22 protein-coding genes and 1 pseudogene are annotated in these 25,673 nt (G+C 46.5%); 15 read left to right on the forward strand and 8 right to left on the reverse strand.

Features of this window, described 5'->3' with window-relative positions; translation table 11 throughout:
* Positions 1-253 precede the first annotated feature (253 nt).
* The 6 genes from ltaS1 (at position 254) to NSQ16_RS03905 (ending at position 7,226) form a co-directional block, all read left to right on the forward strand.
* Positions 254-2,173, forward strand: coding sequence for a lipoteichoic acid synthase LtaS1 (ltaS1, locus tag NSQ16_RS03880; RefSeq protein WP_003243930.1), 1,920 nt, complete (start codon positions 254-256; stop codon positions 2,171-2,173).
* A 235-nt stretch (positions 2,174-2,408) separates the two neighbouring features.
* Positions 2,409-3,173: a glucose-1-phosphate cytidylyltransferase gene (locus NSQ16_RS03885; RefSeq protein ID WP_003244408.1), complete on the forward strand. Its 765-nt coding sequence runs from the start codon at positions 2,409-2,411 to the stop codon at positions 3,171-3,173.
* A 6-nt stretch (positions 3,174-3,179) separates the two neighbouring features.
* Positions 3,180-4,148: a GDP-mannose 4,6-dehydratase gene (locus NSQ16_RS03890; RefSeq protein WP_003244102.1), complete on the forward strand. Its 969-nt coding sequence runs from the start codon at positions 3,180-3,182 to the stop codon at positions 4,146-4,148.
* Positions 4,149-4,171: 23 nt separating this feature from the next.
* A complete protein-coding gene (locus NSQ16_RS03895; RefSeq protein ID WP_017695588.1) occupies positions 4,172-5,083 on the forward strand; it encodes a putative nucleotide-diphospho-sugar transferase in 912 nt (303 codons plus the stop codon).
* Positions 5,084-5,111: 28 nt separating this feature from the next.
* Positions 5,112-6,290: a glycosyltransferase family 2 protein gene (locus tag NSQ16_RS03900; protein ID WP_029317509.1), complete on the forward strand. Its 1,179-nt coding sequence runs from the start codon at positions 5,112-5,114 to the stop codon at positions 6,288-6,290.
* Positions 6,291-7,226: a putative nucleotide-diphospho-sugar transferase gene (locus NSQ16_RS03905; protein WP_041057007.1), complete on the forward strand. Its 936-nt coding sequence runs from the start codon at positions 6,291-6,293 to the stop codon at positions 7,224-7,226. It abuts the gene before it with no gap.
* A gap of 29 nt (positions 7,227-7,255) precedes the next feature.
* On the opposite strand, the gene NSQ16_RS03910 is transcribed toward NSQ16_RS03905, so the two are convergent.
* The 3 genes from NSQ16_RS03910 to NSQ16_RS03920 form a co-directional block, all read right to left on the reverse strand.
* Positions 7,256-8,485, reverse strand: coding sequence for an MFS transporter (locus tag NSQ16_RS03910; protein ID WP_003243467.1), 1,230 nt, complete (start codon positions 8,483-8,485; stop codon positions 7,256-7,258).
* 111 nt (positions 8,486-8,596) lie between these two features.
* Positions 8,597-9,304 (reverse strand): YjjG family noncanonical pyrimidine nucleotidase, encoded by a 708-nt coding sequence (locus NSQ16_RS03915; protein ID WP_033883237.1) that lies wholly within the window; start codon positions 9,302-9,304, stop codon positions 8,597-8,599.
* Between the two features lie 92 nt (positions 9,305-9,396).
* Entirely contained in the window at positions 9,397-10,782 is a 1,386-nt protein-coding gene (locus tag NSQ16_RS03920) for an amino acid permease (protein WP_029946523.1), read from the reverse strand.
* 249 nt (positions 10,783-11,031) lie between these two features.
* Here NSQ16_RS03920 and yfmT point away from each other — a divergent pair, with 249 nt between their 5' ends.
* From yfmT to NSQ16_RS03955, 7 genes and pseudogenes are all read left to right on the forward strand, one after another.
* The gene (gene yfmT / locus NSQ16_RS03925) at positions 11,032-12,489 is read left to right on the forward strand and encodes a benzaldehyde dehydrogenase (RefSeq protein ID WP_080529053.1); all 1,458 of its coding nucleotides are present in this window, start codon (positions 11,032-11,034) and stop codon (positions 12,487-12,489) included.
* 13 nt (positions 12,490-12,502) lie between these two features.
* Positions 12,503-13,363 (forward strand): methyl-accepting chemotaxis protein, encoded by an 861-nt coding sequence (locus tag NSQ16_RS03930; RefSeq protein WP_003233767.1) that lies wholly within the window; start codon positions 12,503-12,505, stop codon positions 13,361-13,363.
* A gap of 133 nt (positions 13,364-13,496) precedes the next feature.
* On the forward strand, positions 13,497-15,386 hold the full coding sequence (locus NSQ16_RS03935; RefSeq protein WP_128441441.1) for an ABC-F family ATP-binding cassette domain-containing protein: 1,890 nt from the start codon (positions 13,497-13,499) through the stop codon (positions 15,384-15,386).
* A gap of 122 nt (positions 15,387-15,508) precedes the next feature.
* Positions 15,509-15,955, forward strand: coding sequence for a YfmQ family protein (locus tag NSQ16_RS03940; RefSeq protein ID WP_088325435.1), 447 nt, complete (start codon positions 15,509-15,511; stop codon positions 15,953-15,955).
* A gap of 124 nt (positions 15,956-16,079) precedes the next feature.
* Entirely contained in the window at positions 16,080-16,502 is a 423-nt protein-coding gene (locus tag NSQ16_RS03945) for a MerR family transcriptional regulator (protein ID WP_003243655.1), read from the forward strand.
* A 65-nt stretch (positions 16,503-16,567) separates the two neighbouring features.
* Positions 16,568-17,758: an MFS transporter gene (locus NSQ16_RS03950; protein ID WP_003233759.1), complete on the forward strand. Its 1,191-nt coding sequence runs from the start codon at positions 16,568-16,570 to the stop codon at positions 17,756-17,758.
* Positions 17,759-18,049: 291 nt separating this feature from the next.
* Positions 18,050-18,136 (forward strand): annotated as a pseudogene (locus tag NSQ16_RS03955) (hypothetical protein); the annotation flags it as partial.
* Between the two features lie 157 nt (positions 18,137-18,293).
* Here the strand turns inward: NSQ16_RS03955 and NSQ16_RS03960 are convergent.
* Entirely contained in the window at positions 18,294-19,850 is a 1,557-nt protein-coding gene (locus tag NSQ16_RS03960; protein ID WP_033883242.1) for an ABC-F family ATP-binding cassette domain-containing protein, read from the reverse strand.
* 172 nt (positions 19,851-20,022) lie between these two features.
* On the opposite strand from NSQ16_RS03960, the gene NSQ16_RS03965 reads away from it, so the two are divergent.
* Positions 20,023-21,153, forward strand: a complete 1,131-nt coding sequence (locus tag NSQ16_RS03965; protein ID WP_015252580.1) for a DEAD/DEAH box helicase — start codon at positions 20,023-20,025, stop codon at positions 21,151-21,153.
* 67 nt (positions 21,154-21,220) lie between these two features.
* Positions 21,221-21,667 (forward strand): GNAT family N-acetyltransferase, encoded by a 447-nt coding sequence (locus NSQ16_RS03970; protein ID WP_230488065.1) that lies wholly within the window; start codon positions 21,221-21,223, stop codon positions 21,665-21,667.
* Positions 21,668-21,719: 52 nt separating this feature from the next.
* On the opposite strand, the gene NSQ16_RS03975 is transcribed toward NSQ16_RS03970, so the two are convergent.
* The 4 genes from NSQ16_RS03975 to fecD form a co-directional block, all read right to left on the reverse strand.
* Complete coding sequence (locus NSQ16_RS03975; RefSeq protein ID WP_116316378.1) at positions 21,720-22,739, reverse strand: NADP-dependent oxidoreductase; 1,020 nt, start codon at positions 22,737-22,739, stop codon at positions 21,720-21,722.
* Between the two features lie 103 nt (positions 22,740-22,842).
* Positions 22,843-23,643, reverse strand: coding sequence for a Fe(3+)-citrate ABC transporter ATP-binding protein YfmF (yfmF, locus tag NSQ16_RS03980; RefSeq protein ID WP_230488066.1), 801 nt, complete (start codon positions 23,641-23,643; stop codon positions 22,843-22,845).
* A gap of 12 nt (positions 23,644-23,655) precedes the next feature.
* Positions 23,656-24,657, reverse strand: a complete 1,002-nt coding sequence (yfmE, locus tag NSQ16_RS03985; RefSeq protein WP_339232579.1) for a Fe(3+)-citrate ABC transporter permease YfmE — start codon at positions 24,655-24,657, stop codon at positions 23,656-23,658.
* Positions 24,654-25,655: a Fe(3+) dicitrate ABC transporter permease FecD gene (gene fecD / locus NSQ16_RS03990; protein WP_015482945.1), complete on the reverse strand. Its 1,002-nt coding sequence runs from the start codon at positions 25,653-25,655 to the stop codon at positions 24,654-24,656. The genes yfmE and fecD overlap by 4 nt, the downstream gene beginning before the upstream one ends.
* Positions 25,656-25,673: the final 18 nt, after the last annotated feature.

Genomic DNA, 25,673 nt, shown 5'->3' on the forward strand with positions numbered 1-25,673 from the left:
AAGAAATCCTTTTTTTATTTCCGAGAAAAAAATGTGAAACGAAATGAAGGTTTCTTTCGTCCAGTGATTGGTTTCCAAATGGTTGTAATAAAAATGATATGGTGCGAAACATAAATATTCCGGCTTGCCGCGGTGTATTTATTGTTGTGTGATGCCTTGATTTTGTTTGGAAAGAAGGAATTGGAAGGCAGGATATAAAGAGCAGGTAAATATGAATGAAGAACTTAAAGTGTTTAAGAAAGTAGAGGTTGCCATGAAGAAACTTTTTTCTTACAAACTTAGCTTTTTTGTGCTGGCTGTTATACTGTTTTGGGCAAAAACGTATTTATCCTACAAGACTGAGTTTAATCTTGGGGTAAAAGGCACAACTCAGGAGATCCTCCTGATATTTAACCCATTCTCAAGCGCCGTCTTCTTTTTAGGACTGGCTTTGCTGGCGAAAGGGCGTAAATCAGCCATTATTATGCTGATTATCGATTTCTTGATGACATTTGTGTTATATGCAAATATTTTATTCTATCGTTTCTTTGACGATTTCTTGACGTTCCCGAACATTAAACAGTCCGGAAACGTTGGAAACATGGGAGACGGGATTTTCAGTATCATGGCCGGTCATGATATTTTCTATTTCTTAGATATTATCATTTTGATTGCGGTATTGATCTGGAGACCTGAATTAAAAGAATACAAAATGAAAAAACGCTTTGCATCTTTAGTGATCCTTTCTGGGATCGCACTGTTTTTCATCAACCTGCACTATGCGGAAAAAGACCGTCCGCAACTGCTGACAAGAACGTTTGACCGCAATTATATTGTGAAATATTTAGGTTTATACAACTACACCATTTATGACGGTGTACAGACGGCTCAAACAGAGACGCAAAGAGCCTATGCAAGCAGCGATGATTTAACAAGTGTCGAGAATTACACGACGTCTCATTATGCGAAACCAAACGCCGAGTACTTCGGCTCTGCCAAAGGCAAAAATATCATTAAAATTCACCTCGAAAGCTTCCAGTCATTCCTGATTGACTACAAGCTAAACGGTGAAGAGGTGACGCCTTTCTTAAATAAACTTGCGCACGGCGGGGAAGATGTGACGTATTTTGATAACTTCTTCCATCAGACAGGCCAGGGAAAAACATCTGATGCCGAGCTGACAATGGATAACTCGATCTTCGGTCTTCCTGAAGGCTCCGCGTTTGTGACGAAAGGCGAAAACACCTACCAGTCGCTTCCTGCGATTTTAGACCAGAAGGAAGGCTATACAAGCGCCGTCCTGCATGGTGATTACAAATCGTTCTGGAACCGTGACCAGATTTACAAACATATCGGATATGACAAGTTCTTCGACGCAAGCACGTATGATATGTCAGATGAAAATGTGATTAATATGGGGCTTAAGGATAAGCCGTTCTTTACAGAATCGATTCCAAAGCTTGAATCTCTTAAACAGCCATTTTATGCGCATTTGATTACATTGACAAACCATTATCCGTTTAACCTTGATGAAAAAGACGCGTCTCTTAAAAAAGCGACAACAGGCGATAACACAGTTGACAGCTACTTCCAGACAGCGCGTTACCTTGACGAAGCGCTTGAGCAATTCTTCAAGGAGCTGAAGGAAGCCGGCCTGTATGACAACTCAGTCATCATGATTTACGGTGACCATAACGGTATTTCTGAAAACCATAACCGAGCGATGAAAGAGATTCTTGGAAAAGAGATCACAGATTATCAAAACGCACAGAACCAGCGTGTGCCGCTGATGATCCGCGTTCCTGGCAAAAAAGGCGGAGTGAACCATACGTATGGCGGCGAAATTGACGTCATGCCGACACTTCTGCACTTAGAAGGAATTGATTCTCAGAAATATATCAACTTTGGTACTGATTTATTCTCTAAAGACCACGACGATACGGTGGCATTCAGAAACGGAGACTTCGTAACGCCGAAGTACACATCAGTCGACAATATCATTTACGATACGAAGACAGGTGAAAAACTGAAAGCGAATGAAGAAACGAAGAATCTGAAAACAAGAGTGAACCAGCAGCTGAGCCTTTCAGACAGTGTCCTGTACAAAGACTTGCTGAGGTTCCATAAACTAAATGATTTCAAAGCCGTTGATCCGTCAGACTATCATTACGGCAAGGAGAAAGAAATCAAATAAGATGAAAAAGAGCCTTGAGCGGGCGCATTGCCTTCGCTCAAGGCTCTTTTTTTGGTTATACAACCAACTTGAAAAAATAGATTCCATTTGGTCACCAAGGCTGGCTTTCTCTCATATCATTACAGTAGATTTTGAAACCGGATTGAAATCGGACAAATTATCGGGGAAATGCCTTGATAGATTGTGAAGATGTACCAGGTTTCGAACTCAATATTCATAGAGATGAGGGGTAGAGATGAAAGCGGTCATTCTCTGCGGCGGAAAAGGAACGAGAATGAGTGAAGTCACGAATGACATTCCTAAACCGCTCGCCATGATAGGCGGCAAACCGATTCTATGGCATATTATGAAAATTTATCAGTACTACGGAGTAAACGAGTTTATTCTGCTTTTGGGCTATAAAGGAGAAAAAATCAAGGAATACTTTCTCGACTATGAATGGAAGCACAACAGCCTGACACTCGACAGCTCTACGGGAGAGGTACAGATGCTGGGGCAGCCTGAAACGTGGAAAATTACGTTTTTGGAGACTGGGGTAGATACGCTGACAGCCGGAAGAATCTTGCAGGCGAAAGACTATATCGGTGATGAAACATTTCTGCTCACCTATGGAGACGGGCTGGCCAATATCAATCTTTTCCATCTCATCAGCTATCATCAGACAAAAGGTGCTGCCGCGACTGTCACCGGCATTGACAAAGTCTCGCAGTTTGGCACCTTGACAGTTGAGGATGGCATGGCGAAAACATTTTCTGAGAAGACATCAAGTGATGGAATCATCAACGGCGGATTCTTCGTTCTTAGTCCAAAGGTTTTCGATTATTTGCCGAAGGACGGGAACACGATGTTCGAAGATGAACCGCTGAAGAACCTTGCCAAAGATGGGGAGCTTGCTGTGTACCGCCATTACGGATTTTGGACGGCCATCGATACGTATAAAAATCTCTTAGAAGTCAACAAAATGTGGAATCAAGGACAACAAGTATGGAAGGTATGGTGAATTGATTTGAGTTTCTGGAAAAATAAAAACGTATTTGTCACGGGATGCACAGGTCTTTTAGGAAGCTATTTGGTGAAAGAGCTGATCGAACAGGGCGCAAACGTTACGGGGCTAGTCAGGGATCATGTGCCTCAATCCAATCTTTATCAGGGAGAACATATCAAGAAAATGAACATCGTGCGGGGCTCTCTTGAGGACTTGGCTGTGATTGAACGCGCGCTTGGCGAGTATGAGATCGACACAGTCTTTCATCTTGCTGCACAAGCGATTGTCGGCGTGGCAAACCGCAACCCGATTTCTACCTTTGAAGCGAATATCCTCGGCACCTGGAATATTCTCGAAGCCTGCCGCAAGCATCCGTTAATTAAGCGGGTCATTGTCGCTTCAAGTGATAAAGCTTACGGCGATCAAGAAAACCTTCCATACGATGAAAACATGCCGCTGCAAGGCAAGCACCCGTACGACGTCTCAAAAAGCTGCGCAGATCTGATCAGCCACACCTATTTTCACACGTACGGGCTTCCGGTCTGCATTACGCGCTGCGGAAACTTATACGGCGGCGGAGATTTGAACTTCAACCGCATCATTCCTCAGACGATTCAGCTTGTGCTGAACGGGGAAGCGCCGGAAATCCGAAGCGACGGCACATTTGTACGGGACTACTTCTATATTGAAGACGCCGTTCAGGCTTATCTGCTTCTTGCAGAAAAAATGGAAGAAAACAATCTTGCCGGAGAGGCCTTTAACTTCAGCAATGAGATCCAGCTGACCGTACTTGAACTGGTAGAGAAAATATTAAAGAAAATGAACAGTAATCTGAAACCTAAGGTGCTGAATCAGGGAAGCAATGAAATCAAACATCAATATTTATCCGCGGAAAAAGCAAGAAAGCTGCTGAATTGGACACCGGCCTACACTATTGATGAGGGACTTGAAAAAACGATTGAGTGGTATACGGAATTCTTCAAAAAGTAATGTGAAACGAGGTGAACAAGACTGTGACCAGCGCGTATTGCACCGTTTTATCAAAAGGAAGATTATATCAGGCAGTAGCTTTGTTTAAGTCGTTAGAGCAAGTTGATCAAGACAGTCCCATTTTTATACTTTGCATGGATGAAGATACGCACCGCGTGTTACAGAAGCTGAAGATGAAGCAGCTGAACCTTGTGCCGGTGGCCGCTCTTGAAAATGAATTGCTGCTGAAGCTGAAGGAAACTAGAGATCAAAGTGAGTATTGCTGGACGATGAAGCCGATCTTTCTGCAAGCTGTGCTGAACAGCAATCCTGAGCTGGAGCGTGTGACGTATATTGACGGGGATCTCTTTTTCTATGCAGATCCATCGCCGATTTTTGAAAACCAGCCGGACTGCTCGGTGCTGCTTTCACGGGGGGATATTGTAATCCCTTCTTTTGAGAAAGAGCAGATTGACATGCTGCAGCGTCTTTTAGGCAGATATAATTCCGGGTTTATCAGCTTCAAGCATGATGATGCAGGCACGGATTGCTTGGAGTGGTGGAAGGAACGCTGTCTTGAGGAATGCAAAAATGCACCGGGTGAAGGGAAATTCGGTGATCAGGGCTATTTGGATTATATGTCTGAGCTGTTTCCGAATGTGTGTGACATTACAACACCCGGCGTGAACATTGGGCATTGGAATTATGGGCAGCATACGTTTTCCTGGAAAGATGGCCGGATCGTGCTGGAGGATGGCAGTCCGCTGATCTTTTATCATTTCAGCGGATACCGAATCGTCAGCATCAATGAAATCAAACAGATTCATGAAACAACCCGCACAGATCTGCCGTTTGTGCATGAACTGTATCAAGAGACACTGCCGCATATCATTCAGCACATGAAAACGTTAGACCCTGAATTTAACGGTTTTGCTTCAAAAGATGACAACAAATAAATGAGTAAATACAGGAAGTGAAAATGAAGTGAAAGCAAGCGTTATTATTCCTGCATATAATTCAAAGGAGCGCCTTTACAACAGCCTTCTGTCACTAAACCAGCAGGAGTGCGATGAAGAATTCGAAGTCATTGTAGCGGACAATGGCTCTGAGGACGGGACGCTCTCGATGCTTGAGTCATTTCAAGCTGATTTTCCGCTGATCTTTACACGGATTAAAGAAAACAGGGGCATTGCGTACGGACGAAATCAGGCGCTTCGCAATGCCAGAGGAGACATCCTGATTTTCCATGACAGCGATATGCTTGCGGCAAAGGACCTTGTGGCAAAACATATTAAAGCCCATGAGAACGAAGAGAATCTCGTCGTGTGCGGGTTGTTTTGGAAACGGATCTACAGTTTTTACTATGAACGATTTGAAGAAGAACATAAGGAACAGCTCGCAAAGCTCACAGGTGAAATGCCGAAGAAAGACAAACAAAAGCTGCTGGAGGAAGCGGACATCAAAAACGGAAGCTTTCTTGATAAAAGCTTTGACCTCGATACCGACTTTATAGACGTGCTCAAGAAGATTTTAGATGAGTACGGCGATGACTTGAAAGGCTATCATATGCCATGGCGCTTTTTTATCACGAATAATTCCTCTGTGAAACGCAAGCATGTGGTTGACCTCGGTTTATTTGACGAAGGCATTGTGCGGTACGGGTTTGAGGATTATGACCTCGGGATCAGGCTTCATCAGGCCGGATTGACCTTCAGGCTTCGCCGTGATATTGTCAGTGTTCATCAGGAACATCCAAGCAATTGTAAATCTGTAGACGATATTCGGGCAAACATTGCCTATATGTGCGATAAATACAATAACATCCGCTCCTTAGACGTTCATCTCGCTTTTAATGGGCCGTTCCCGCCTGACATGACGAACAGAATCATGGCTGATATTCAAAAGCTGCTGGAATCACAGAAATATGATATACTGCTGAATCTGTTTCTTGAACTTCTGCATGTTGTTAAAGAGCGCAACATTGATCCGGATTGGCGAAAGAAATCCCCAAGGGTGACGGCGAAAAGCTTTGATTTGCAAACTGTCCGCAAGCTTCTGCCTAAGGCGAAGAAAAAGCTAGGCGTGAACGATTTTGCCAACGCACTGTATGCGCTTGTCAACGATTTGCTGCACGTGGATCTTAGATCATTGGATGTGGTATAAGTGAGTACATTTCATTTTTCAACGATAGTGTCAAGGACACATATCTTTAAGCTCATGCCTATGATTCATTCTCTCCATGAGCATTGCGATGATTTTCATTTATATGTGCTGTGTGTCGACCAGAAAGCGTATGAATTGCTTCAGCACGTTCCATGGGAGCATGTAACCTTTGTGCAGCTGCATGAAATGGAAGACCCGGAGCTGTTGAAAGCGAAAAGCAACAGAACGTTTCATGAATATTGCTGGACGTTAAAGCCTGCCTTTTTGTTTCATGTGATGAGCAAGTGGGATGACGCTGAATACTTTGCCCATATGGATACGGATCTATTTTTCTTTTCTGATCCGGCACGTATTTTTGCAGAAAACCCAACGGCGTCTCTGTATTTGACTGATCATCGTAATTCGCCGCGCTTCATGTCCTACTACAACCGAACCGGACGCTTTAATACAGGCTTTGTCGGCGCCGGTAATACAAAGGAAGCATATGAAGCGGTGTGGCAGTGGAGACAGGACTGTATTGAATTTTGCACGGTCGAAATGGATACGGAACGAAAGACATATGGTGATCAAAGATATGTGGAGAAATGGCCGGCGCAGTTTAAAGGTGTTCATGTTGTCAAATCAATAGGAGCCAATACAGCGCTTTGGAATATCGAAAACTATAAGGTCGGGCAAAAGGACGGCCGCGTGTATATAGATGAAACGCCGCTGATTTTCTATCATTTCTCTGGGTTTACACTGGTGACAGAAAAAGAGTTTAATCTTTGCTGGTACTACCGGATTGAAGACGAAGCGACAATTGAGATGATTTATATGCCGTATATATTAAATCTGAAAAGATGGATTGATGAAATACAGTCGGCGTTTCCGGACTTTGCGGATGGCTTTATCCCGAAGCACGCAGTGCCTGACACTCATTTTATCCAGCTGGATTAAAAAAACCCTGCCGCCTGGCAGGGGTTTTTTCAGCTATGCCATTCTCTCAGCTTCTGGTCACTTGGCAATAGGAAGGCAAGGATGCCAAGAACCGGGAGAAAGGCAATGGCGATCATCGTCGGGGTCAGTCCCGCGGCGTCAATCAGAGCGCCCAGCGCCACAGCGCCGATTGCGCCCATCCCGAAGGCAAGCCCGACGGTTAAACCGGACATTGTGCCGATTTTTCCAGGAACTAGCTCCTGTGCGTAGACGACCGTTACAGAAAAGCTCGACATCAGAACCAAGCCAATCAATGCGAGCACGCCATAGGCGAGAACCGGGCCGGCAAATGGCAGCACAATCGCCAGCGGCGCCGAGCATAACAGCGAACCGAGAATAACGAAGCGTTTTCCAAAACGGTCTGCAAGCGGGCCGCCGAGAAACGTGCCGATTGCGCCGAACAGCAAGAAGACAAAAATATAGCTTTGTGCCTGCTGAATGCTTACGTGATATGTATCCATCGCGTAAAACGTGTAAAAGTTACCGATCGCACTCGTATACCAAGATCGAGCAAAAATGAGAAATATAATAATAATAAGAGCAGATACAACAGATTTGGTGATGGCCGTGTTTTCAGCCGTTTTCTTTTGTTTGCCTGATTTCTGGGCAAGGCTGCCGAGACGTGAGGCGTACCATTTCGCGATATACATGAGAAACATAACAGCAAGCGCGGCGACAAGCGTGAACCAAACAGCGCCGAATTGCCCGAGCGGCACAAGGATCAGCGCGGTGATCAGCGGCGCCATCGCCTGGCCTGAGTTTCCGCCCACCTGATAAATCGATTGGGCGAGCCCGCGTTTTGTGCCGGCGGCCATATACGCCACACGGGAGCCCTCCGGATGGAAAATGGCCGAGCCTAATCCAATGAAAAACACACAGCATAAGATCGTTATGAATGACGGGGCAAATGCAAGGCCCAAAATGCCAAGCATGCTGGCGGTCAAACCGACTGGCAGCGCATACGGCCGCGGCCGTTTATCGGTATACCAGCCGACAACAGGCTGCATGACGGATGACACCATGTTTAATGTGAAAGCAATGATGCCGAGCTGTGTAAACGTCAGGCTCATGGAGCGTTCCAAAATAGGGAACATGGCCGGAATCACAGCCTGAAGCGAATCGTTGAGCATATGGCAAATTCCGATAATAATCAAAATCGGATACACCGTGGTGCCTGGTTTTTGAACTGTTTTTTCTTTTAACGGGGCGGCGATAGCCAATTGAGTCTCCTCCTTACATATATAACCAAAGCATACCACCATATTATTCATAAGGTGAAGAATTTATCAAGAGGAAAAAAGATTCTTATGAAAGAAATACCGTCAGCCTGATTAGCAGCTGACGGTATTTTCGATATTCAAAATGTGATATAGCTCTTCAAGCTTACGAATCTCATAGGTTGGTATGATCTCTGGCACATTCGGCTTCATGTCAGGGTTCATCCAGCAAGTATCAAGCCCGGCGAGCTGTCCGCCTTTGATATCAGCAGTTAGTGAATCCCCGATGATTAATGTGTGCTCTGCTGAAAACTGAGGAATCCGTTCAAACACGTAATCGAAATATTCCTTCATCGGCTTTTGGAAGCCTGTGTCTTCAGAAACGAAAATGTCCTTGAAGAATGGAAATAATCCTGAATCACGGAGACGCTTATATTGTGTGTGAGACACGCCGTTTGTCACGATGTACAAATCAAACTGTTGCTGCAGATTTGAGATGAGATCAAATGCACCGTCAATAAGCTGATGTCCTTCTTCAAGAAAGCGGCGGTATTTTTGCTCAAGCAAGGTGCCGTCCGCCTCGTAACCGTACTCCTTGAGCAAAGCGGAAAAACGCGTGTTTACGACTTCATCCCTTGTCATCTTACCTTCTTCAAAGGCTCTCCAGAGACCTTGATTGATGGTTTTATACTGCGCCTTCATGTCATTTGTTAAAGGAATGTTCTGATCTTCAAACAGCAAACGCAGGGCTAAAGCTTCTGCCGCTTGAAAATCAAGGATGGTATCATCTACATCAAATAATAAAGTGCGGTATCGTTTCATCTGTGTGTCTCCCTTTCCTCATATGTATTCAAAGTATAGCACATAAAAAAAGGAAAAAGCCGGCGGGTGAGGCACCGCCGGCTAAAAAGAGATTATTTGTTTAATAAGCTGTGTTTTCTCGAATATAGGAAGTAAACCAGCGTTCCGACAGCGATCCAGATGACAAATGAAAGCCATGTGACGCCGGGAAGGCTGTACATGAACCAAATGCAGATGCCTGCGCTGATAATCGGCACAACCGGAACGAACGGCACTCTGAAGGACGCCTTGATTTCAGGATGTTTCTTTCTTAGCACAATGACAGCAATAGATATGACCGTAAACGCGGCAAGTGTTCCCATATTCACCAGATGGGCCAGCGTTCCGAGGTTAATAAAGCCGGCGATTCCCGCTGCAACGATCCCTGTCAGCCATGTATTGCGGAACGGGGTTTTAAATGACGGATGAACCTTTGCGAACAATCCAGGCAGAAGGCCGTCTCTGCTCATGGCAAATGTCAAACGAACCTGAGCGTACAGCAAAGCGAGCATCACCGTCGTAATCCCGATAATCGCACCGACAGAAATAATTCCGGCAACAGCGTCCTGGCCGACGAATTTCAGCGCAAAGGATACAGGATCTCCGACATTCAATTTGGCATAAGGCATCATGCCTGTCAGCACAAGCGATACCGCGATGTACAGCACCGTGCAGACAGCTAGAGCTGAAATAATGCCGACGGGCATGTTTTTTTGCGGATTTTTCACTTCCTCTGATGCGTTAGAAACCGCGTCAAACCCAAGGTACGCGAAGAATACAGTGGCAGCGCTAAGTATGACGCCTTTCATCCCGAATGGCATAAAAGGAGACCAGTTGTCCGGTTTCACATAGCCGATGCCGACAATAATGAACAATAAAATGATCGCGATTTTCATCAGTACGATGACGTTGTTAAAGCGTGTGCTTTCCTTGACGCCTCTGCTGACAATCGCAGTGATGAGGAGAATGATCACCGCAGCCGGAAGGTTAAATACGGCGCCCGCCGTGCTTCCCGGCGCTCCTGTCAGTGCAGCCGGAATATGAAGATTGAAGCCGGCAAGCAGTGATTGAAAGTATGAAGACCAGCCGGTGGCAACCGCCGACAGTGCAATGACATATTCAAGCATGAGATCCCATCCGATCAAAAAGGCGAGCAGCTCTCCAAGTGTCACGTATGAGTATGAGTACACGCTTCCCGAAATCGGAATGGAAGACGAAAACTCAGCATAACAGAAAGCAGCCAGCGCACAGGCGAGCCCCGCTAAAATAAACGATATGATGAGGGCGGGACCTGCACCGGTCGCTGCCACTGTTCCTGTAATGACAAAAATCCCTGTACCGATGACACAACCGATACCGAGCAAGGTTAAATCAAATGCGCTTAACGTACGGGCAAGGCTTTTTGACTTGCTCTGCGCACTCAATGTTTCAAGCGGTTTTTTTCTAAATAATGAACTCATCAAAAGTTCCTCCTAGAAATATTCAAAATATTCTAATCATTATATGCAGTTCTTGTTGTATTATATTGTCGAAATTTGACGCAGTCAATAAAATATTTTTCTGCTTTAAATGATAGAAGCGAAACAGCGTTGTCGTATCATAGGATAGTAATTTTTACTAATCGTATATTCAATTTTATGCAAGATGAACCGATAGAAAAAATAGATTCGCCCATATTTTGATTTGCGGTTATAAAGGAGATGCTGACCATGTTTCAATATGAAGAGTTGAATAAACAGTTTATCGGCGGGAAATGGCAGGAGGGCAGCAGCCCAAATGTATTGGAAAACAAAAATCCTTATACTCAAAAAACATTCACAACATTCCGTAAAGCGACTGCTGACGATGTAGATGAAGCGTATCGGGCAGCGGCGCTGGCAAAGAAAAAATGGGATGCGGTCAACCCGTTTGAGAAAAGAACCATTTTAGAAAAAGCCGTCACGTATATTGAAGAAAATGAAGAAGCCATTATTTATTTGATTATGGAGGAGCTTGGCGGAACAAGGCTCAAAGCAGCTTTTGAAATCGGTCTTGTCAAAAACATCATAAAAGAAGCGGCAACGTTCCCAATCCGCATGGAGGGGAAAATTCTTCCGTCCACAATAGATGGCAAGGAAAACAGATTATATCGCGTGCCGGCAGGCGTTGTCGGTGTCATCAGTCCGTTTAACTTCCCATTCTTTTTATCTATGAAATCAGTGGCGCCTGCACTCGGAGCCGGCAATGGCGTTGTGCTAAAGCCGCATGAGGAAACGCCGATTTGCGGCGGTACGCTGATTGCGAAAATTTTTGAGAACGCGGGAATTCCGGAGGGGCTGCTGAATGTTGTTGTCACAGACATTGCTGAAATCGGCGACAGCTTCGTTGAGCATCCAGTGCCGCGGATCATCTCATTTACCGGTTCTACGAAAGTCGGCAGCTACATCGGACAGCTTGCGATGAAGCATTTTAAAAAGCCGCTTCTTGAGCTTGGCGGGAACAGCGCCTTCATCGTACTTGAGGATGCAGATATAGAATATGCGGTCAATGCGGCGGTGTTCAGCCGATTTACACATCAAGGACAGATTTGCATGTCAGCCAACCGCGTGCTTGTTCATTCTTCTATTTATGACAAGTTCCTTGAGCTGTACCAGGCAAAAGTGGAATCGCTGAAAGTAGGCGACCCAATGGATCCTGATACGATTATCGGGCCATTAATCAACAGCAGACAGACAGACGGGCTGATGAAGACTGTTGAGCAAGCAATTGAAGAAGGCGCTGTACCAGTGAAGCTTGGCGGATTTAACGGGACGATCGTGGAACCGACGATCTTAAAAGACGTCAAACCGTTCATGAGCATTGCCAAGGAAGAGCTGTTCGGACCAGTCGTCTCCTTTATGAAGTTTGATTCAGAAGACGAAGCGGTGGATATCGCAAACGAAACCCCGTTTGGCTTGAGCGGTGCCGTACATACGTCAAATCTTGAGCGCGGCGTGGCTTTTGCGAAACGCATTGAAACAGGCATGATTCACGTCAATGACACGACCATCAATGATGAACCGAATGTAGCCTTCGGCGGTGAAAAGCAATCAGGCCTCGGCCGTTTAAACGGTGAGTGGAGCCTCGAAGAATTTACAACGCTGAAATGGATCTCGGTCCAGCACGAAAAACGCAGCTTCCCTTATTAATGAAAAGGAGTGAATGGAATTGACCATAAATACGGAAAAAGAAACCGCAGATATTCTGGACGCATTTATCAAAGTAGCCCCTTATTTAAACAGCCTGGTTCAGGATGATATTACAATCGGCATTTATGATACGGAAAAACTGCTCGTGAATATACCGGCCAAAACCTTTTCGCTGAACGTAAAAGCCGGCGATCCGCTGCAGGAAGGGGATATTATCACAGATGCCATCCGAAGCAATCAGAAGAAGACGAGCATGGTTCCGAAAGAATTGTTCGGCTTCCCATTGATCGCGCGTGCCATCCCGCTGCACGACGAGAATGGAAGAGTCATTGGAGGCGTCGGCCTCGGAACGAGCCTTGAGGAGTCGTCAAAGCTGCATGATGTGGCGGAAAGCTTATCAGCTGTCGTTGAACAAACGGCCGCGGCTATTTCCGACATTTCTGAATCAATTAACGGGTTTTCAACTCAAATGTCGGGCATTTCCTCTCAGGCGAAAAAAGTAAGCGAAAGCGCCGGTGAAATCGCTGATATTTCAGTAACTGTTAAAGGCATCTCGGACCAAAGCAATCTGCTTGGCTTGAACGCCGCGATCGAAGCGGCAAGAGCAGGGGAGTCCGGAAAAGGCTTCTCTGTCGTCGCAGATGAGATCAGAAAGCTGGCGACGCATTCAAAAGAAAATGTCGGCCAAATTGACCAGATTACGAAAAAAATCCACAGCCTGCTAAAAGGGCTGGAGGAATCCATTGAGTCAATTAATCAGCATACAGACGGACAAGCCGCTGCCGTTGAACAAATTTCCGCCACAATGCAGGAGATTTCAGGAAGCGCACAGCATCTTGCAAAAATGGCCGAAAAAGCGCTTGAGGAAGAGTAAAAGACCGGGGACAAATGTCCCCGGTCTTTTTCTATCCTGCATTTCCATGAAATTCGTCTGACGTTTTACTAGTTTTATTCCAGCGGCTGATTTAAAATGTACACATGAACTTACGTGAGGATTGATAGGAACCATGAGCATATTAAAAGCGGAAAATCTTTATAAAACATACGGAGATAAAACATTATTTGACCATATCTCCTTTCATATTGAAGAGAATGAGAGAATCGGATTAATCGGGCCGAACGGAACAGGAAAATCAACGCTGCTGAAAGTGATTGCCGGCTTGGAATCTATCGAAGAAGGAGAAATCACGAAATCTGGAAGCGTGCAGGTCGAATTTCTTCATCAAGACCCGGAGCTGCCTGCGGGGCAAACAGTGCTGGAGCATATCTATTCCGGTGAATCGGCTGTGATGAAAACCTTGCGTGAATATGAAAAAGCGCTGTATGAACTGGGGAAAGATCCCGAAAATGAACAGCGCCAGAAACACCTGCTGGCAGCACAAGCGAAAATGGACGCAAACAATGCATGGGATGCAAACACCTTGGCAAAAACTGTATTGTCTAAGCTGGGCGTCAACGACGTAACAAAGCCAGTCAATGAGCTCTCAGGCGGCCAGAAAAAACGGGTAGCCATTGCCAAAAACTTAATTCAGCCCGCTGATCTGCTGATTTTAGACGAGCCGACGAACCATTTGGATAATGAAACGATTGAGTGGCTTGAAGGATATCTAAGCCAATATCCCGGCGCCGTCATGCTGGTGACGCACGATAGATATTTCTTAAACCGTGTCACCAACCGCATTTATGAGCTTGAAAGAGGCAGCCTCTACACGTACAAAGGCAACTATGAAGTGTTTTTAGAAAAACGCGCGGAACGGGAAGCGCAGGCTGAGCAAAAGGAAACGAAGCGGCAAAACCTGCTGCGCCGCGAACTGGCTTGGCTCAGACGAGGAGCGAAAGCCCGCTCCACAAAACAAAAAGCGAGAATTGACCGGGTGGAGTCGCTTAAAGAGCAGAAAGGCCCTCAGTCATCAGGTTCACTCGATTTTGCCATTGGCTCGCACCGTCTCGGAAAACAAGTTATTGAAGCGGAGAACGTTATGATCGCTTATGACGGCCGCATGCTCGTCGACCGTTTTAATGAACTTGTCATACCAGGTGAACGGATCGGGATCATCGGGCCAAACGGCATCGGGAAAACAACGCTGTTAAATGCCCTTGCCGGCCGTCATACGCCGGACGGAGGCGATATTACGATCGGACAGACGGTCAGAATCGGCTACTATACTCAGGATCATAGTGAAATGAACGGTGAGTTAAAGGTCATTGACTATATAAAAGAAACAGCGGAGGTCGTAAAAACGGCAGATGGCGATATGATTACAGCTGAACAAATGCTCGAGCGTTTCCTCTTCCCGCGTTCGATGCAGCAGACGTATATCCGCAAGCTGTCCGGCGGGGAAAAACGCCGTTTATACTTGCTTCAGGTTCTCATGCAGGAGCCGAATGTCCTGTTTCTCGATGAGCCGACGAACGATTTGGATACTGAAACATTAAGCGTTCTTGAGGATTATATTGACCAGTTCCCTGGCGTCGTCATCACCGTATCCCATGACCGCTATTTCCTTGACCGCGTCGTCGACCGTTTGATTGTATTTGAAGGAAATGGCGTCATTTCCCGCTTTCAAGGCTCCTATAGCGACTATATGGAGGAGTCAAAAGCGAAAAAAGCGGCCCCAAAACCGACAGCTGAGGAAAAAACGGCTGAAGCCGAGCCGAAGAAAAAACGGAAAAAGCTTTCTTACAAAGACCAGCTGGAATGGGATGGCATCGAAGATAAAATTGCCCAGCTGGAAGAAAAGCATGAGCAGCTCGAAGCTGACATCGCCGCAGCAGGCAGTGATTTTGGCAAAATCCAAGAGCTGATGGCCGAGCAGGCGAAAACGGCGGAAGAGCTTGAGGCTGCGATGGACCGCTGGACAGAATTGTCCCTCATGATCGAAGAACTGGAAAGCTAAAAAGCGTGGCCGCAGCAGGCCGCGCTTTTTTTCACATAATGGACAAAAACGAACCGGCCTGCTTATGTTAGGATAAAATTGTGTGTCAGCGGCACATGGAAAACTAACGGAGATGATGAAGTATGACATGGGCGATCGTGATGTTAATTCTCATGAGTCTGGTGAAAATCGTATTAACCTGTCTTCCTACAGGCGTCATAGAATGGCTGCTCAGCAAATTTGAAGTGCACGCCAAGCTTAGTGGCGAAAATGCGAGTCTCTCTCTAGATGGAAAACGTCTCGAGGGTACAGAGAAGCAGAAAGTGATTGATCAATTTAACGAAGCTATCTTCCTGGAAAAATATTATATCTATCCAGGTGATGAAGAGCGTTATTTACATCCGGAAAACGGCGGCACGCCGCTGGTGATAGATACAAAAAAAGGAAACAAAGACGTGAAGCTGTTCGTGTACCGCTACGACGACCATATCGACGTCGTGAAACAGTACAAGAAGAAAGTGATCGCGTATCGAGTGCTTTCTGAAAGCCTTCAAAAAGAGTCTCTGTCAGTGGCGGGAAGTTTAGCTTAAACAGGTAAGTGAAAGACGGGTGCTGTATGCTGCTCGTCTTTTTTATTGTTTTTTAAAACTTAACGTTTACGTTAAGGTTCAAAAGGTGTATAATGGTAACAGAAACGGCGAAGGGGGATTTACCTTGGAATGGATGAAGATTGATCAAGTGGCCAAAAGAAGCGGACTGACAAAGCGGACCATCCGGTTTTATGAAGAAATCGGCTTGATTCCGGCGCCGAAACGGACAGACGGCGGTGTAAGACTTTATTCAGAGGATGATATGGAGGAGCTTGAGAAAGTCATCAGCACAAAAGAGGTGCTCGGTTTTTCCCTTCAGGAGCTTCAGCATTTCATGGAAACCAGCCGCCAGCTAGAGTTAAACAAAGAGGGGTATTTGTTGTCACTGGATCCTAAGGAACGGAAAGAAAAACTGGAGGAAATTCAGGAAACCCTGAATCACCAGCTGGATTTGATTGATGAGAAAATCCGCACATTTCAAAGCTTTAAAGAACGCCTGCAGGGCATGAAAGGCAAAGCGGAACGTGCCATTCAATCAATCGAATGAAAAGTTTGTTAAACGCTATTTTTGTAGCGTTTCTTTTAATGGAATAAAGATGGAGGTCAGGTCAAATGGATAAGACAACACAAGTGAATCAGAAAACAGGCTTGCTCAGCCAGCCGAAAGCGGTATGGGCTGTCGCATTTGCCTGTGTGATTTCTTTTATGGGAATCGGGCTGGTCGATCCAATTCTTCCGGCCATTGCCGCACAATTACATGCTTCACCTAGTGAAGTATCACTCTTGTTTACAAGTTATTTGCTAGTAACCGGATTTATGATGTTTTTCTCAGGAGCCATTTCCAGCCGCATCGGCGCAAAATGGACGTTAATTCTCGGACTTATTTTTATTATTGTGTTTGCGGGGCTTGGCGGCAGCTCAAGCTCAATCGCTCAGTTAGTCGGCTATCGCGGCGGCTGGGGATTAGGGAATGCTTTGTTTATTTCAACAGCGCTTGCGGTCATCGTCGGCGTATCAGTCGGCGGCAGCGCCCAAGCGATTATTTTGTATGAGGCTGCGCTCGGTCTCGGGATTTCTGTCGGGCCGCTTGCAGGCGGAGAGCTTGGAAGTATTTCATGGCGTGCACCGTTTTTTGGAGTATCTGTCCTGATGTTTATTGCGTTAATCGCGATTTCTTTCATGCTTCCGAAGCTGCCGAAACCGGCGAAACGCGTCGGTGTGTTTGATGCGATGAAGGCACTCAAATATAAAGGCCTGCTGACAATGGCGGTATCGGCATTCCTATACAACTTTGGATTTTTTATTTTGCTAGCTTATTCTCCGTTCGTACTGGATTTAGATGAACACGGTCTTGGATATGTCTTCTTCGGCTGGGGCCTTCTGCTGGCGATTACGTCAGTCTTTACGGCGCCGCTCGTGCACAAAGCGCTGGGCACAGTGCGTTCGCTCGTCGTTCTCTTTATCGCCTTTGCGGCCATTCTCGTTATTATGGGGATCTGGACAGACCATCAGACTTTGATTATTACATGTATCGTTGTCGCCGGTGCTGTCCTCGGTATGGTGAATACGATCATGACAACCGCTGTGATGGGTTCTGCGCCGGTTGAACGTTCAATCGCGTCTTCAGCCTACAGCTCAGTCCGCTTCATCGGCGGCGCGCTCGCTCCGTGGATTGCGGGAATGCTGTCAGAACACTTTACTGCAAGCACACCATACACAGTAGGCGGAATCGTCGTTTTTGTCGGCATGCTTGTCCTTCTCATGGGACGTAAACATCTTGCTGGAATTAAGGCGGGGCATTAATAACGAAAGACACTGCGCATATGCAGTGTCTTTTTATTAGTTATAATGCATCATAATCGAATTGGTGAAGGAAAGGACAACCTTTATGACACAATTTTACTATTTTTCGGCTGAAAACTCCCTTTAGAAACCGGTTTTTTCGGTCAGCAAGAACGGCGTTCGCGGAAAGGGCATCCGCTTCGGTCAGACATTGATGCGGCTGGGATTTATCTTGGAGAAGCTGAGAATGTGTCCGTTCATTTACGATTGCCATTTCAAGTGATGGTTCATGCTGTAGAGGGGACGTTTGCCATGAAGGCAAAGCCTGACGAATATGATCAGAAATGTTTAGAAACGCTCTATCAATACATACACAGCGTCATGAAAAACAGCTTTTCTGTAGAGTGGTCACCGCTTGTCTGCCAAAAGAGGGCTTGACACTTGATGAATTCACATCTCCATTGCAGCTCATTTTAAAAGACAGAGAGCTTTTGAGAATCGTTCAGAATAAATGGCAGTAAAAACCCGCCCTTTAGCAGGCGGGTTTTTTTATAAATTAAAGCACTTTCGTCGTCCAAGACTCGCAGTTCCACGTTTCTGTCGCGATATCCACATAAAAATCTGGCTCGTGGGAAATGAGCAGAATGGAGCCTTTATATTCTTTCAGGGCGCGCTTGAGCTCTTCCTTGGCATCGACATCCAAGTGGTTTGTCGGCTCATCGAGCACCAGCAGGTTTGTTTCTGAGTTGATTAGCTTGCACAATCTGACTTTCGCTTTTTCGCCTCCGCTTAATACGGAGACGCGGCTTTCGATATGCTTTGTCGTCAGCCCGCATTTTGCCAGAGCGGCACGGATTTCATACTGCGTATAAGAAGGGAATTCGCTCCATACTTCTTCGATGCACGTATTGTTGTTTGTTTCCTTGACCTCTTGCTCGAAATAGCCGGTATAGATGTGCTCACCGCGTTCAACAGAGCCTTCGAGCGGCTGGATTTCACCAAGCAAACTTTTCAGCAATGTCGTTTTTCCGATCCCATTCGCGCCGTAAAGGGCAATTTTTTGGCCGCGCTCCATGCGGAGGTTGAGCGGACGGGACAGCGGGGAATCGTAACCGATCACGAGATCCTTCGTTTCAAAAATCAGTTTGCCTGACGTTCTCGCCGGCTTAAAGTGGAATTCCGGCTTTGGCTTTTCTGCCGCAAGCTCGATCATATCCATCTTATCGAGTTTCTTTTGGCGGGACATCGCCATGTTTCTCGTGCTGACACGCGCTTTGTTGCGGGCAACGAAATCCTTCAGCTCCGCGACTTCCTGCTGCTGCTTTTTGTAGGCCGCTTCAAGCTGCTGTTTTTTCACCTCGTAGACTTCCATAAACTGATGGTAGTCGCCGACATAACGTGTCAGCTCTTGATTTTCAACGTGATAAATCAGGTTGATGACACTATTCAAGAACGGAATATCGTGGGAAATCAGGATGAACGCGTTCTCGTATTCCTGCAGGTAGCGTTTCAGCCATTCAATATGCTGTTCATCAAGATAGTTGGTCGGCTCATCGAGAAGCAGAATTTCCGGCTTTTCAAGGAGAAGCTTAGCGAGAAGGACCTTTGTGCGCTGTCCGCCGCTCAAATCGGTGACATCTCGCTCTAAACCGATATCGCTCAAACCGAGACCGCGGGCGATTTCTTCCACCTTGGAATCAATGACATAAAAATCATTGTTTGTCAGCGCGTCTTGAATGACGCCGACTTCTTCAAGCAGCTTCTCGAGCTCGTCGGGATCAGCCTCGCCCATTTTGTTGTAAATCTCGTTCATTTCCTCTTCCATCGCAAATAAATAATGGAATGCGTCTTTCAGGACGTCGCGAATAGATTTTCCTTTTTCCAGCACGGTATGCTGATCCAGATAGCCGACACGGACATTTTTTGACCATTCGACTTTTCCCTCATCAGGTTCAAGCTTTCCGGTAATAATATTCATGAAGGTTGATTTTCCTTCACCGTTTGCGCCGATCAAACCGACGTGCTCGCCTTTTAACAGGCGGAAGGAAACGTTATTAAAAATGGCCCGGTCCCCGAAGCCGTGGCTTAAATCCTTTACAGATAAAATACTCATGTTTACACCTCTATCGTTATCAAACACGCACAATCGGCGTGTAATATTCACCCTTTTGATTATAAAGGAGGATTCGGAATGTTGAAAGGTATAGGAAAGAAAAAGAAAAATTGCGTTCCGGGCGAGGTTTTGAGATACTATGGAATAGATTTCAGGAATTGAGGAGAACAAAATGACGCAAACTTGGCCATTTTTACATAATGCACAATCATTTATACAAGAGAATTGGAATGCTTCCGGCTTTCAAACGCCAACCCCTGTTCAAGAGCAGGCAGCCCAGCTGATCATGGACGGAAAGGATGTCATTGCAGAATCGCCGACAGGCACAGGGAAGACGCTGGCGTATGCGCTGCCGGTCTTGGAGCGGATCAAACCAGAGCAAAAGCATCCGCAGGCGGTGATTTTAGCGCCTTCCCGTGAGCTGGTGATGCAGATTTTTCAGGTGATTCAGGATTGGAAAGCGGGCTCAGAGCTGCGCGCGGCTTCCTTAATCGGCGGGGCGAATGTGAAGAAGCAGGTCGAAAAGCTAAAGAAACATCCGCATATCATTGTCGGCACGCCAGGCAGGGTATTTGAACTGATTAAAGCAAAGAAACTCAAAATGCATGAAGTGAAAACGATTGTACTTGATGAAGCGGATCAGCTTATCCTGCCGGAGCATCGCGAGACGATCAAACAAATTATTAAAACGACATTAAGAGACCGCCAGCTTCTATGTTTCTCTGCCACGCTTAAAAAGGAAACAGAGGATGTGCTCCGCGAATTGGCGCAAGAGCCTGAGGTGTTGAAGGTGCAGCGAAGCAAGGCAGAGGCAGGGAAAGTGAAGCATCAATATCTCATTTGTGACCAGCGTGACAAAGTAAAGCTGCTGCAAAAGCTGTCAAGGCTTGAAGGCATGCAGGCACTCGTATTTGTGAGAGACATTGGCAACCTGAGTGTATATGCGGAAAAGCTGGCATATCACCACGTTGAACTCGGCGTTTTGCACAGCGAAGCGAAAAAAATGGAGCGGGCGAAAATCATTGCCGCATTCGAAAACGGAGAGTTTCCTCTTTTATTGGCGACTGACATTGCCGCACGCGGTTTAGACATTGAAAACCTGCCATACGTGATTCATGCTGATATTCCAGATGAAGATGGCTATGTCCACAGATCAGGACGAACAGGCCGGGCCGGAAAAGAAGGCAACGTGCTGAGCCTTGTGACAAAATTGGAGGAATCAAAGCTGAAAAAAATGGCGAAGAAGCTTGGTGTTGAGCTGAGTGAAGCTGTGTATGCAGGCGGAAAACTGAAGACGAAATAAAAAGGAGGGCGGAAAGCCCTTTTTTTGTTGTAAAATAATAGAAAAGATTTTGCGCAGAGGTGGGAAAATGGCTTCAATAGACAGGTTTCAAGTAATGCAGGAGCCAGAGCTGAAAATACTTGAACACTGGTTTGAGAATGAGGATACCAGACGGAGAATGGATGGGATGCTGCCATTAGATGAGTGGTACGCACGAGTAAATAAAGATAAACACGATACTGTCATCATGGCGTATGATGGACAGCTGCCGGCAGGGATGGTCGTTATTGAGTTCGGAGAGGAGCGGACGTATATTGGATTGATCGTCAATCCTTTGTACCGGCTTCAAGGGTATGGAAAACAGATACTGCAAAAACTGCTGAATGACCCTGAATTTAAAAGCGTGCGGGAATGGGTGGCATGCATTGAAGAAGACAATCGAATCAGTTTAGCTTGCTTTCAAGCAGCAGGATTCACTTTAGAAGACACGGAACCTGATGAAGATGGTTTTCTTACGCTGATTCTTCGCAACTGATCTCATCGAAACACAAAAGGAGGGCAAAAAGCCCTCCCGTTTTCATCTTCATTCAGCTCGGATCACTGACCTTGATCAGCTGTTTCCCTTTATTTTCTCCCTTAAATAAACCGAGAAACGCGTCAGGAATGTTTTCGAAGCCTTCTGTGATGGTTTCCTCGTAATGGAGTTTACCAGCATTCAGCCATTCGGCCAGCTGTTTTGCTCCCTCAGAAAAACGATCGGAGTAGTCGCTTACGATAAAGCCTTGCATCAGCGACTTCGTTTTAATGAGTTTTGATTGGACACGAGGGCCCATGTCATCTGCTTCGCTTTTTGCGTTATAGGAAGAAATGGCGCCGCACACCGGAATGCGGGCAAATTCATTGAGCAGATTCATCACCGCGTCTGAAATCGGTCCGCCGACATTGTCAAAATACACATCGACACCGTCAGGACAAGCGTTTTGAAGCGCTTTTTGGATATCATCCGCTGTTTTGTAATTGATGGCTTCGTCAAACTGAAGCTCCTGTTTTAAATAGTCGATTTTTTCATCAGAGCCCGCGATGCCGACGACTCGCGCGCCTTTGATTTTGGCAATTTGCCCGACTGTTGAACCGACGGCTCCAGCAGCTCCGGAGACAACCACGGTTTCGCCTTCCTTCGGGCGTCCGATGTCCAGCAATCCGAAGTATGCTGTTAAGCCGGTCATTCCCAAAATGCCGAGATAGGCCGAAGCGGGAGCAAGGCTTGTATCAATTTTTCGCAAGGCAGACTCGCTCACAGCGGAAAATTCCTGCCAGCTGAGATTTCCGATGACGATATCGCCTTTTTTCAGATGATTCCCGTCTGACACAACTTCAGCGATAACCCCGCCAGAAAGCGCTTTATCCAAGGCGAACGGCTCAACATATGACTTCGTATCCTGCATACGGCCGCGCATATAAGGGTCAACCGAAACATAAAGCGTTTTGACAAGCACTTCCCCTTGCTTGGGTTCAGGAACCGGAATGGTTTCAAAGCGAAAGTCTTCATGAACAGGAATACCTTGTGGACGTCTTGCTAATTGAATTTGCTGCTGAGATGCTGTCATTTTCATCCTCCTATCACTTGGTTGACACCACTGTAACATGGACAGGAGAGGAAATACAAAAGGTAAGCTGGCATACAAAAAAGGAGAGGGGCTCCTCTCCTTTTCATTTCGCCCGTAGTTTCGGGCACAGTCCTGTCGGCAGGCACATTGGCTTCTGGTCGATCGGGCTTCTCATGATGCAGCATTCCAAGCCGAAGACTTCACGGAAAAATGGCTGGGTGAACACATCTTCCGGTGTTCCGGCGTTGTATATTTTTCCGTCCAGCACACTGATCAGATAGTCAGCATATTGAGCGGCTTGGTTTAAATCATGGAGCACCATGACAACGGTGCGGCCATGGTCGCGGTTCAGCTTTTTCAGCAGTTCAAGCACTTCAATCTGGTGTGAGATGTCTAAATACGTGGTCGGCTCATCAAGCAAAAGCAAATCAGTGCCTTGCGCAAGTGCCATTGAAATCCAGGCTCTTTGTCTTTGGCCGCCTGAGAGGGCATCCAGCGTCCGATCCTTCAGTTCAATCATGCCCGTTGCTTCCAGCGCCCACTCTACCATGTCATGATCCTCTTGGGTATGCTTGGATAACAGCTTTTTGTGAGGATGTCTGCCAAAATAGCATAATTCCTCTACCGTCAATCCTTCAGGAGCCTGAGGAGATTGTGGAAGAATGGCCATTTTTTTTGCGACTTCTTTTGATGGCTGGCGGTGGATGTCTTTTCCTTCTAGTAGCACTGTACCGCTTTTCGGGGCCATCAGCCTGGCGAGCGATTTGAGGATTGTTGATTTACCGCAGCCATTAGCGCCGATGAGCGCAGTGATTTTTCCTTCTTCTATCTTTAAGTCGACTCCGTCAATAATCACTGTACTGTCATATGAAAGAGTGAGCTGGTCTGCAGCCAGTTTTCCCATGGTATCCTCTCCCTACTGTTTCCTCGCTTCGAATTTCAATAAATATAAGAAATAAGGCGCGCCGATCACGGCTGTCAGTATTCCGGCAGGTATTTCAACCGGAGGCATGATGCCGCGCCCTAACGTATCTGCAATTAATAATATAATAGCACCAATCAATGCCGATGCAGGCAGTAAATATTTAGCTTTTTCTCCGGTAAGCCGTCTGGCGATATGCGGAGCAAGCAAGCCGATAAAACCGATTGAGCCGACGACGGCTACACAGCTTCCCGCCAGCGCCACCGCGGTGAAAATCAGGATGAATCTCAGCCGGTTTGCGTTTTCTCCGAGACCCTGTGCAAGCTCATCCCCGAGTGACATAAGATCCAGCTTCGGTATGAGTATGCAGACGATCGGAAAAAGAATCAAAAGCCATGGCGCAAGCAGCTTGACTTCTTCCCAGTTTCTTCCCCAAAGGCTTCCTGTCAGCCAAATGAGTGCAGCATTCACGTCGCCCGGAAACTTGACCATCATATATTGCATTCCGGCGTGGCAGACCGCGCCTAAAGCAATGCCTGATAAAGCCAGTGAAGAGGGCTGAATGCTCTTTTTTCGGGCTATCATTAATAATAGTACAGCAATAATGGCGGCTCCGGCAAATGCGGAGAACGGAAGCACGTATACCGGCGACTCAGGAAAGATGAGAATCACAGCCATCGCTGCAAGTCCGGAGCCTTTTGAAATGCCGACAACGTCCGGGGAAGCGAGCGGATTTCGGATCACACCCTGTAAAATCGCTCCGGCAGCGGCAAGCCCAGCACCGGCCAAAATCGCTAATATAATGCGGGGCAGACGATATTGCTGGATGATAAATTCAAAGGAATGATCCAGTCCCAGCAGATTCGTCACTACCGCATCAGGTGAAATGTATAATGCACCGATTCCAATGCTGATGACGGACAGAACGATTAAAATCACGGCCAATATGAGTATCGCCAGCAAGGGGCGTTTTTGTTTTCTGGTTGTTTTCCTCATTTCAGATGCCGCCCTTTCCTTGCCAAATATAAGAAAAACGGCGTTCCGATAATCGCGGTGACAATGCCGACCGGTGATTCATAAGGAAATGCAATCCATCTGGCCAGAACATCTGCGTACACCAGCAAAATGGCACCGAACAGTGCCGAAAACGGAAGCACGTATTGATAATGTTCTCCGATCAGCTTGCGGACAATATGCGGGACGAGCAGCCCGACAAAGCCAATCGGCCCGGCGACGGCTACGGAAGCGCCGGAAAGGATTAAAATAATCAAACTGATCAGAATCCTGATGCCGTTCATATTTTGTCCAAGCCCTTTTGCTGTTTCGTCTCCGAGACCGAGAACAGAAACAGAACCGGAAAATACGAGGGCAAGCCCGATGCCAATGACAGAAAAAGGAGCGATGGTTATGACGTCCTGCCAGTTGCTGCCGTCGATTGCGCCTGTCATCCAGTACAGAACATCCTCACCTGACTCATTTAAAATAATGATGGCCTGTGTCATAGAGGAGAGGAACAAGTGCACGGCCATTCCTGACAGCGCCAGCTTGACAGGCGTCATTCCGCCGGATGAGGCAATCATATACACAATCGCGCCGCCTGCTGCCGCACCCGCAAAAGCGAATATAACAGATGAATAGGGCGATGCCGGCAGAATGACGAGAGAAGCAACGACAAAAAGCGATGCACCCGCATTCACACCGAAAATTTGGGGTGAAGCCAGAGGATTTCTGGTCATAGCCTGCATCAGCGCCCCTGCTACAGCTAGGCTGGCGCCGACAAAAACGCCGATTAATGTGCGGGGAAGGCGAAGAGTAGAGATGATGAGCTGTTCCTTTGAACCGTCCCATACAAAAAGATATTTCAATGAATCTATGATGCCGATGTCTGAGGCTCCTACTGAAAGATTCAGCCCAAGCCCAAATATAAAAATAATCAGTGCAATGATGAACATCATCAGTCTTGATGATGAGCGCCGTTTGGCTGAATGATACAACAGTCTCACTTCCTTACT

It is taken from the genome of Bacillus sp. PS108 (assembly GCF_037963335.1).
Classification (GTDB): Bacteria; Bacillota; Bacilli; order Bacillales; family Bacillaceae; genus Bacillus; species Bacillus subtilis.

Coding starts and splice junctions, on each gene's coding strand:
- ltaS1 (WP_003243930.1), top strand. CDS start 254: ATGAAGAAACTTTTTTCTTACAAACTTAGCTTTTTTGTGCTGGCTGTT.
- NSQ16_RS03885 (WP_003244408.1), top strand. CDS start 2,409: ATGAAAGCGGTCATTCTCTGCGGCGGAAAAGGAACGAGAATGAGTGAA.
- NSQ16_RS03915 (WP_033883237.1), bottom strand. CDS start 9,304: ATGAAACGATACCGCACTTTATTATTTGATGTAGATGATACCATCCTT.
- NSQ16_RS03920 (WP_029946523.1), bottom strand. CDS start 10,782: ATGAGTTCATTATTTAGAAAAAAACCGCTTGAAACATTGAGTGCGCAG.
- yfmT (WP_080529053.1), top strand. CDS start 11,032: ATGTTTCAATATGAAGAGTTGAATAAACAGTTTATCGGCGGGAAATGG.
- NSQ16_RS03930 (WP_003233767.1), top strand. CDS start 12,503: ATGGAATTGACCATAAATACGGAAAAAGAAACCGCAGATATTCTGGAC.
- NSQ16_RS03935 (WP_128441441.1), top strand. CDS start 13,497: ATGAGCATATTAAAAGCGGAAAATCTTTATAAAACATACGGAGATAAA.
- NSQ16_RS03940 (WP_088325435.1), top strand. CDS start 15,509: ATGACATGGGCGATCGTGATGTTAATTCTCATGAGTCTGGTGAAAATC.
- NSQ16_RS03950 (WP_003233759.1), top strand. CDS start 16,568: ATGGATAAGACAACACAAGTGAATCAGAAAACAGGCTTGCTCAGCCAG.
- NSQ16_RS03960 (WP_033883242.1), bottom strand. CDS start 19,850: ATGAGTATTTTATCTGTAAAGGATTTAAGCCACGGCTTCGGGGACCGG.
- NSQ16_RS03965 (WP_015252580.1), top strand. CDS start 20,023: ATGACGCAAACTTGGCCATTTTTACATAATGCACAATCATTTATACAA.
- NSQ16_RS03970 (WP_230488065.1), top strand. CDS start 21,221: ATGGCTTCAATAGACAGGTTTCAAGTAATGCAGGAGCCAGAGCTGAAA.
- NSQ16_RS03975 (WP_116316378.1), bottom strand. CDS start 22,739: ATGACAGCATCTCAGCAGCAAATTCAATTAGCAAGACGTCCACAAGGT.
- yfmF (WP_230488066.1), bottom strand. CDS start 23,643: ATGGGAAAACTGGCTGCAGACCAGCTCACTCTTTCATATGACAGTACA.
- yfmE (WP_339232579.1), bottom strand. CDS start 24,657: ATGAGGAAAACAACCAGAAAACAAAAACGCCCCTTGCTGGCGATACTC.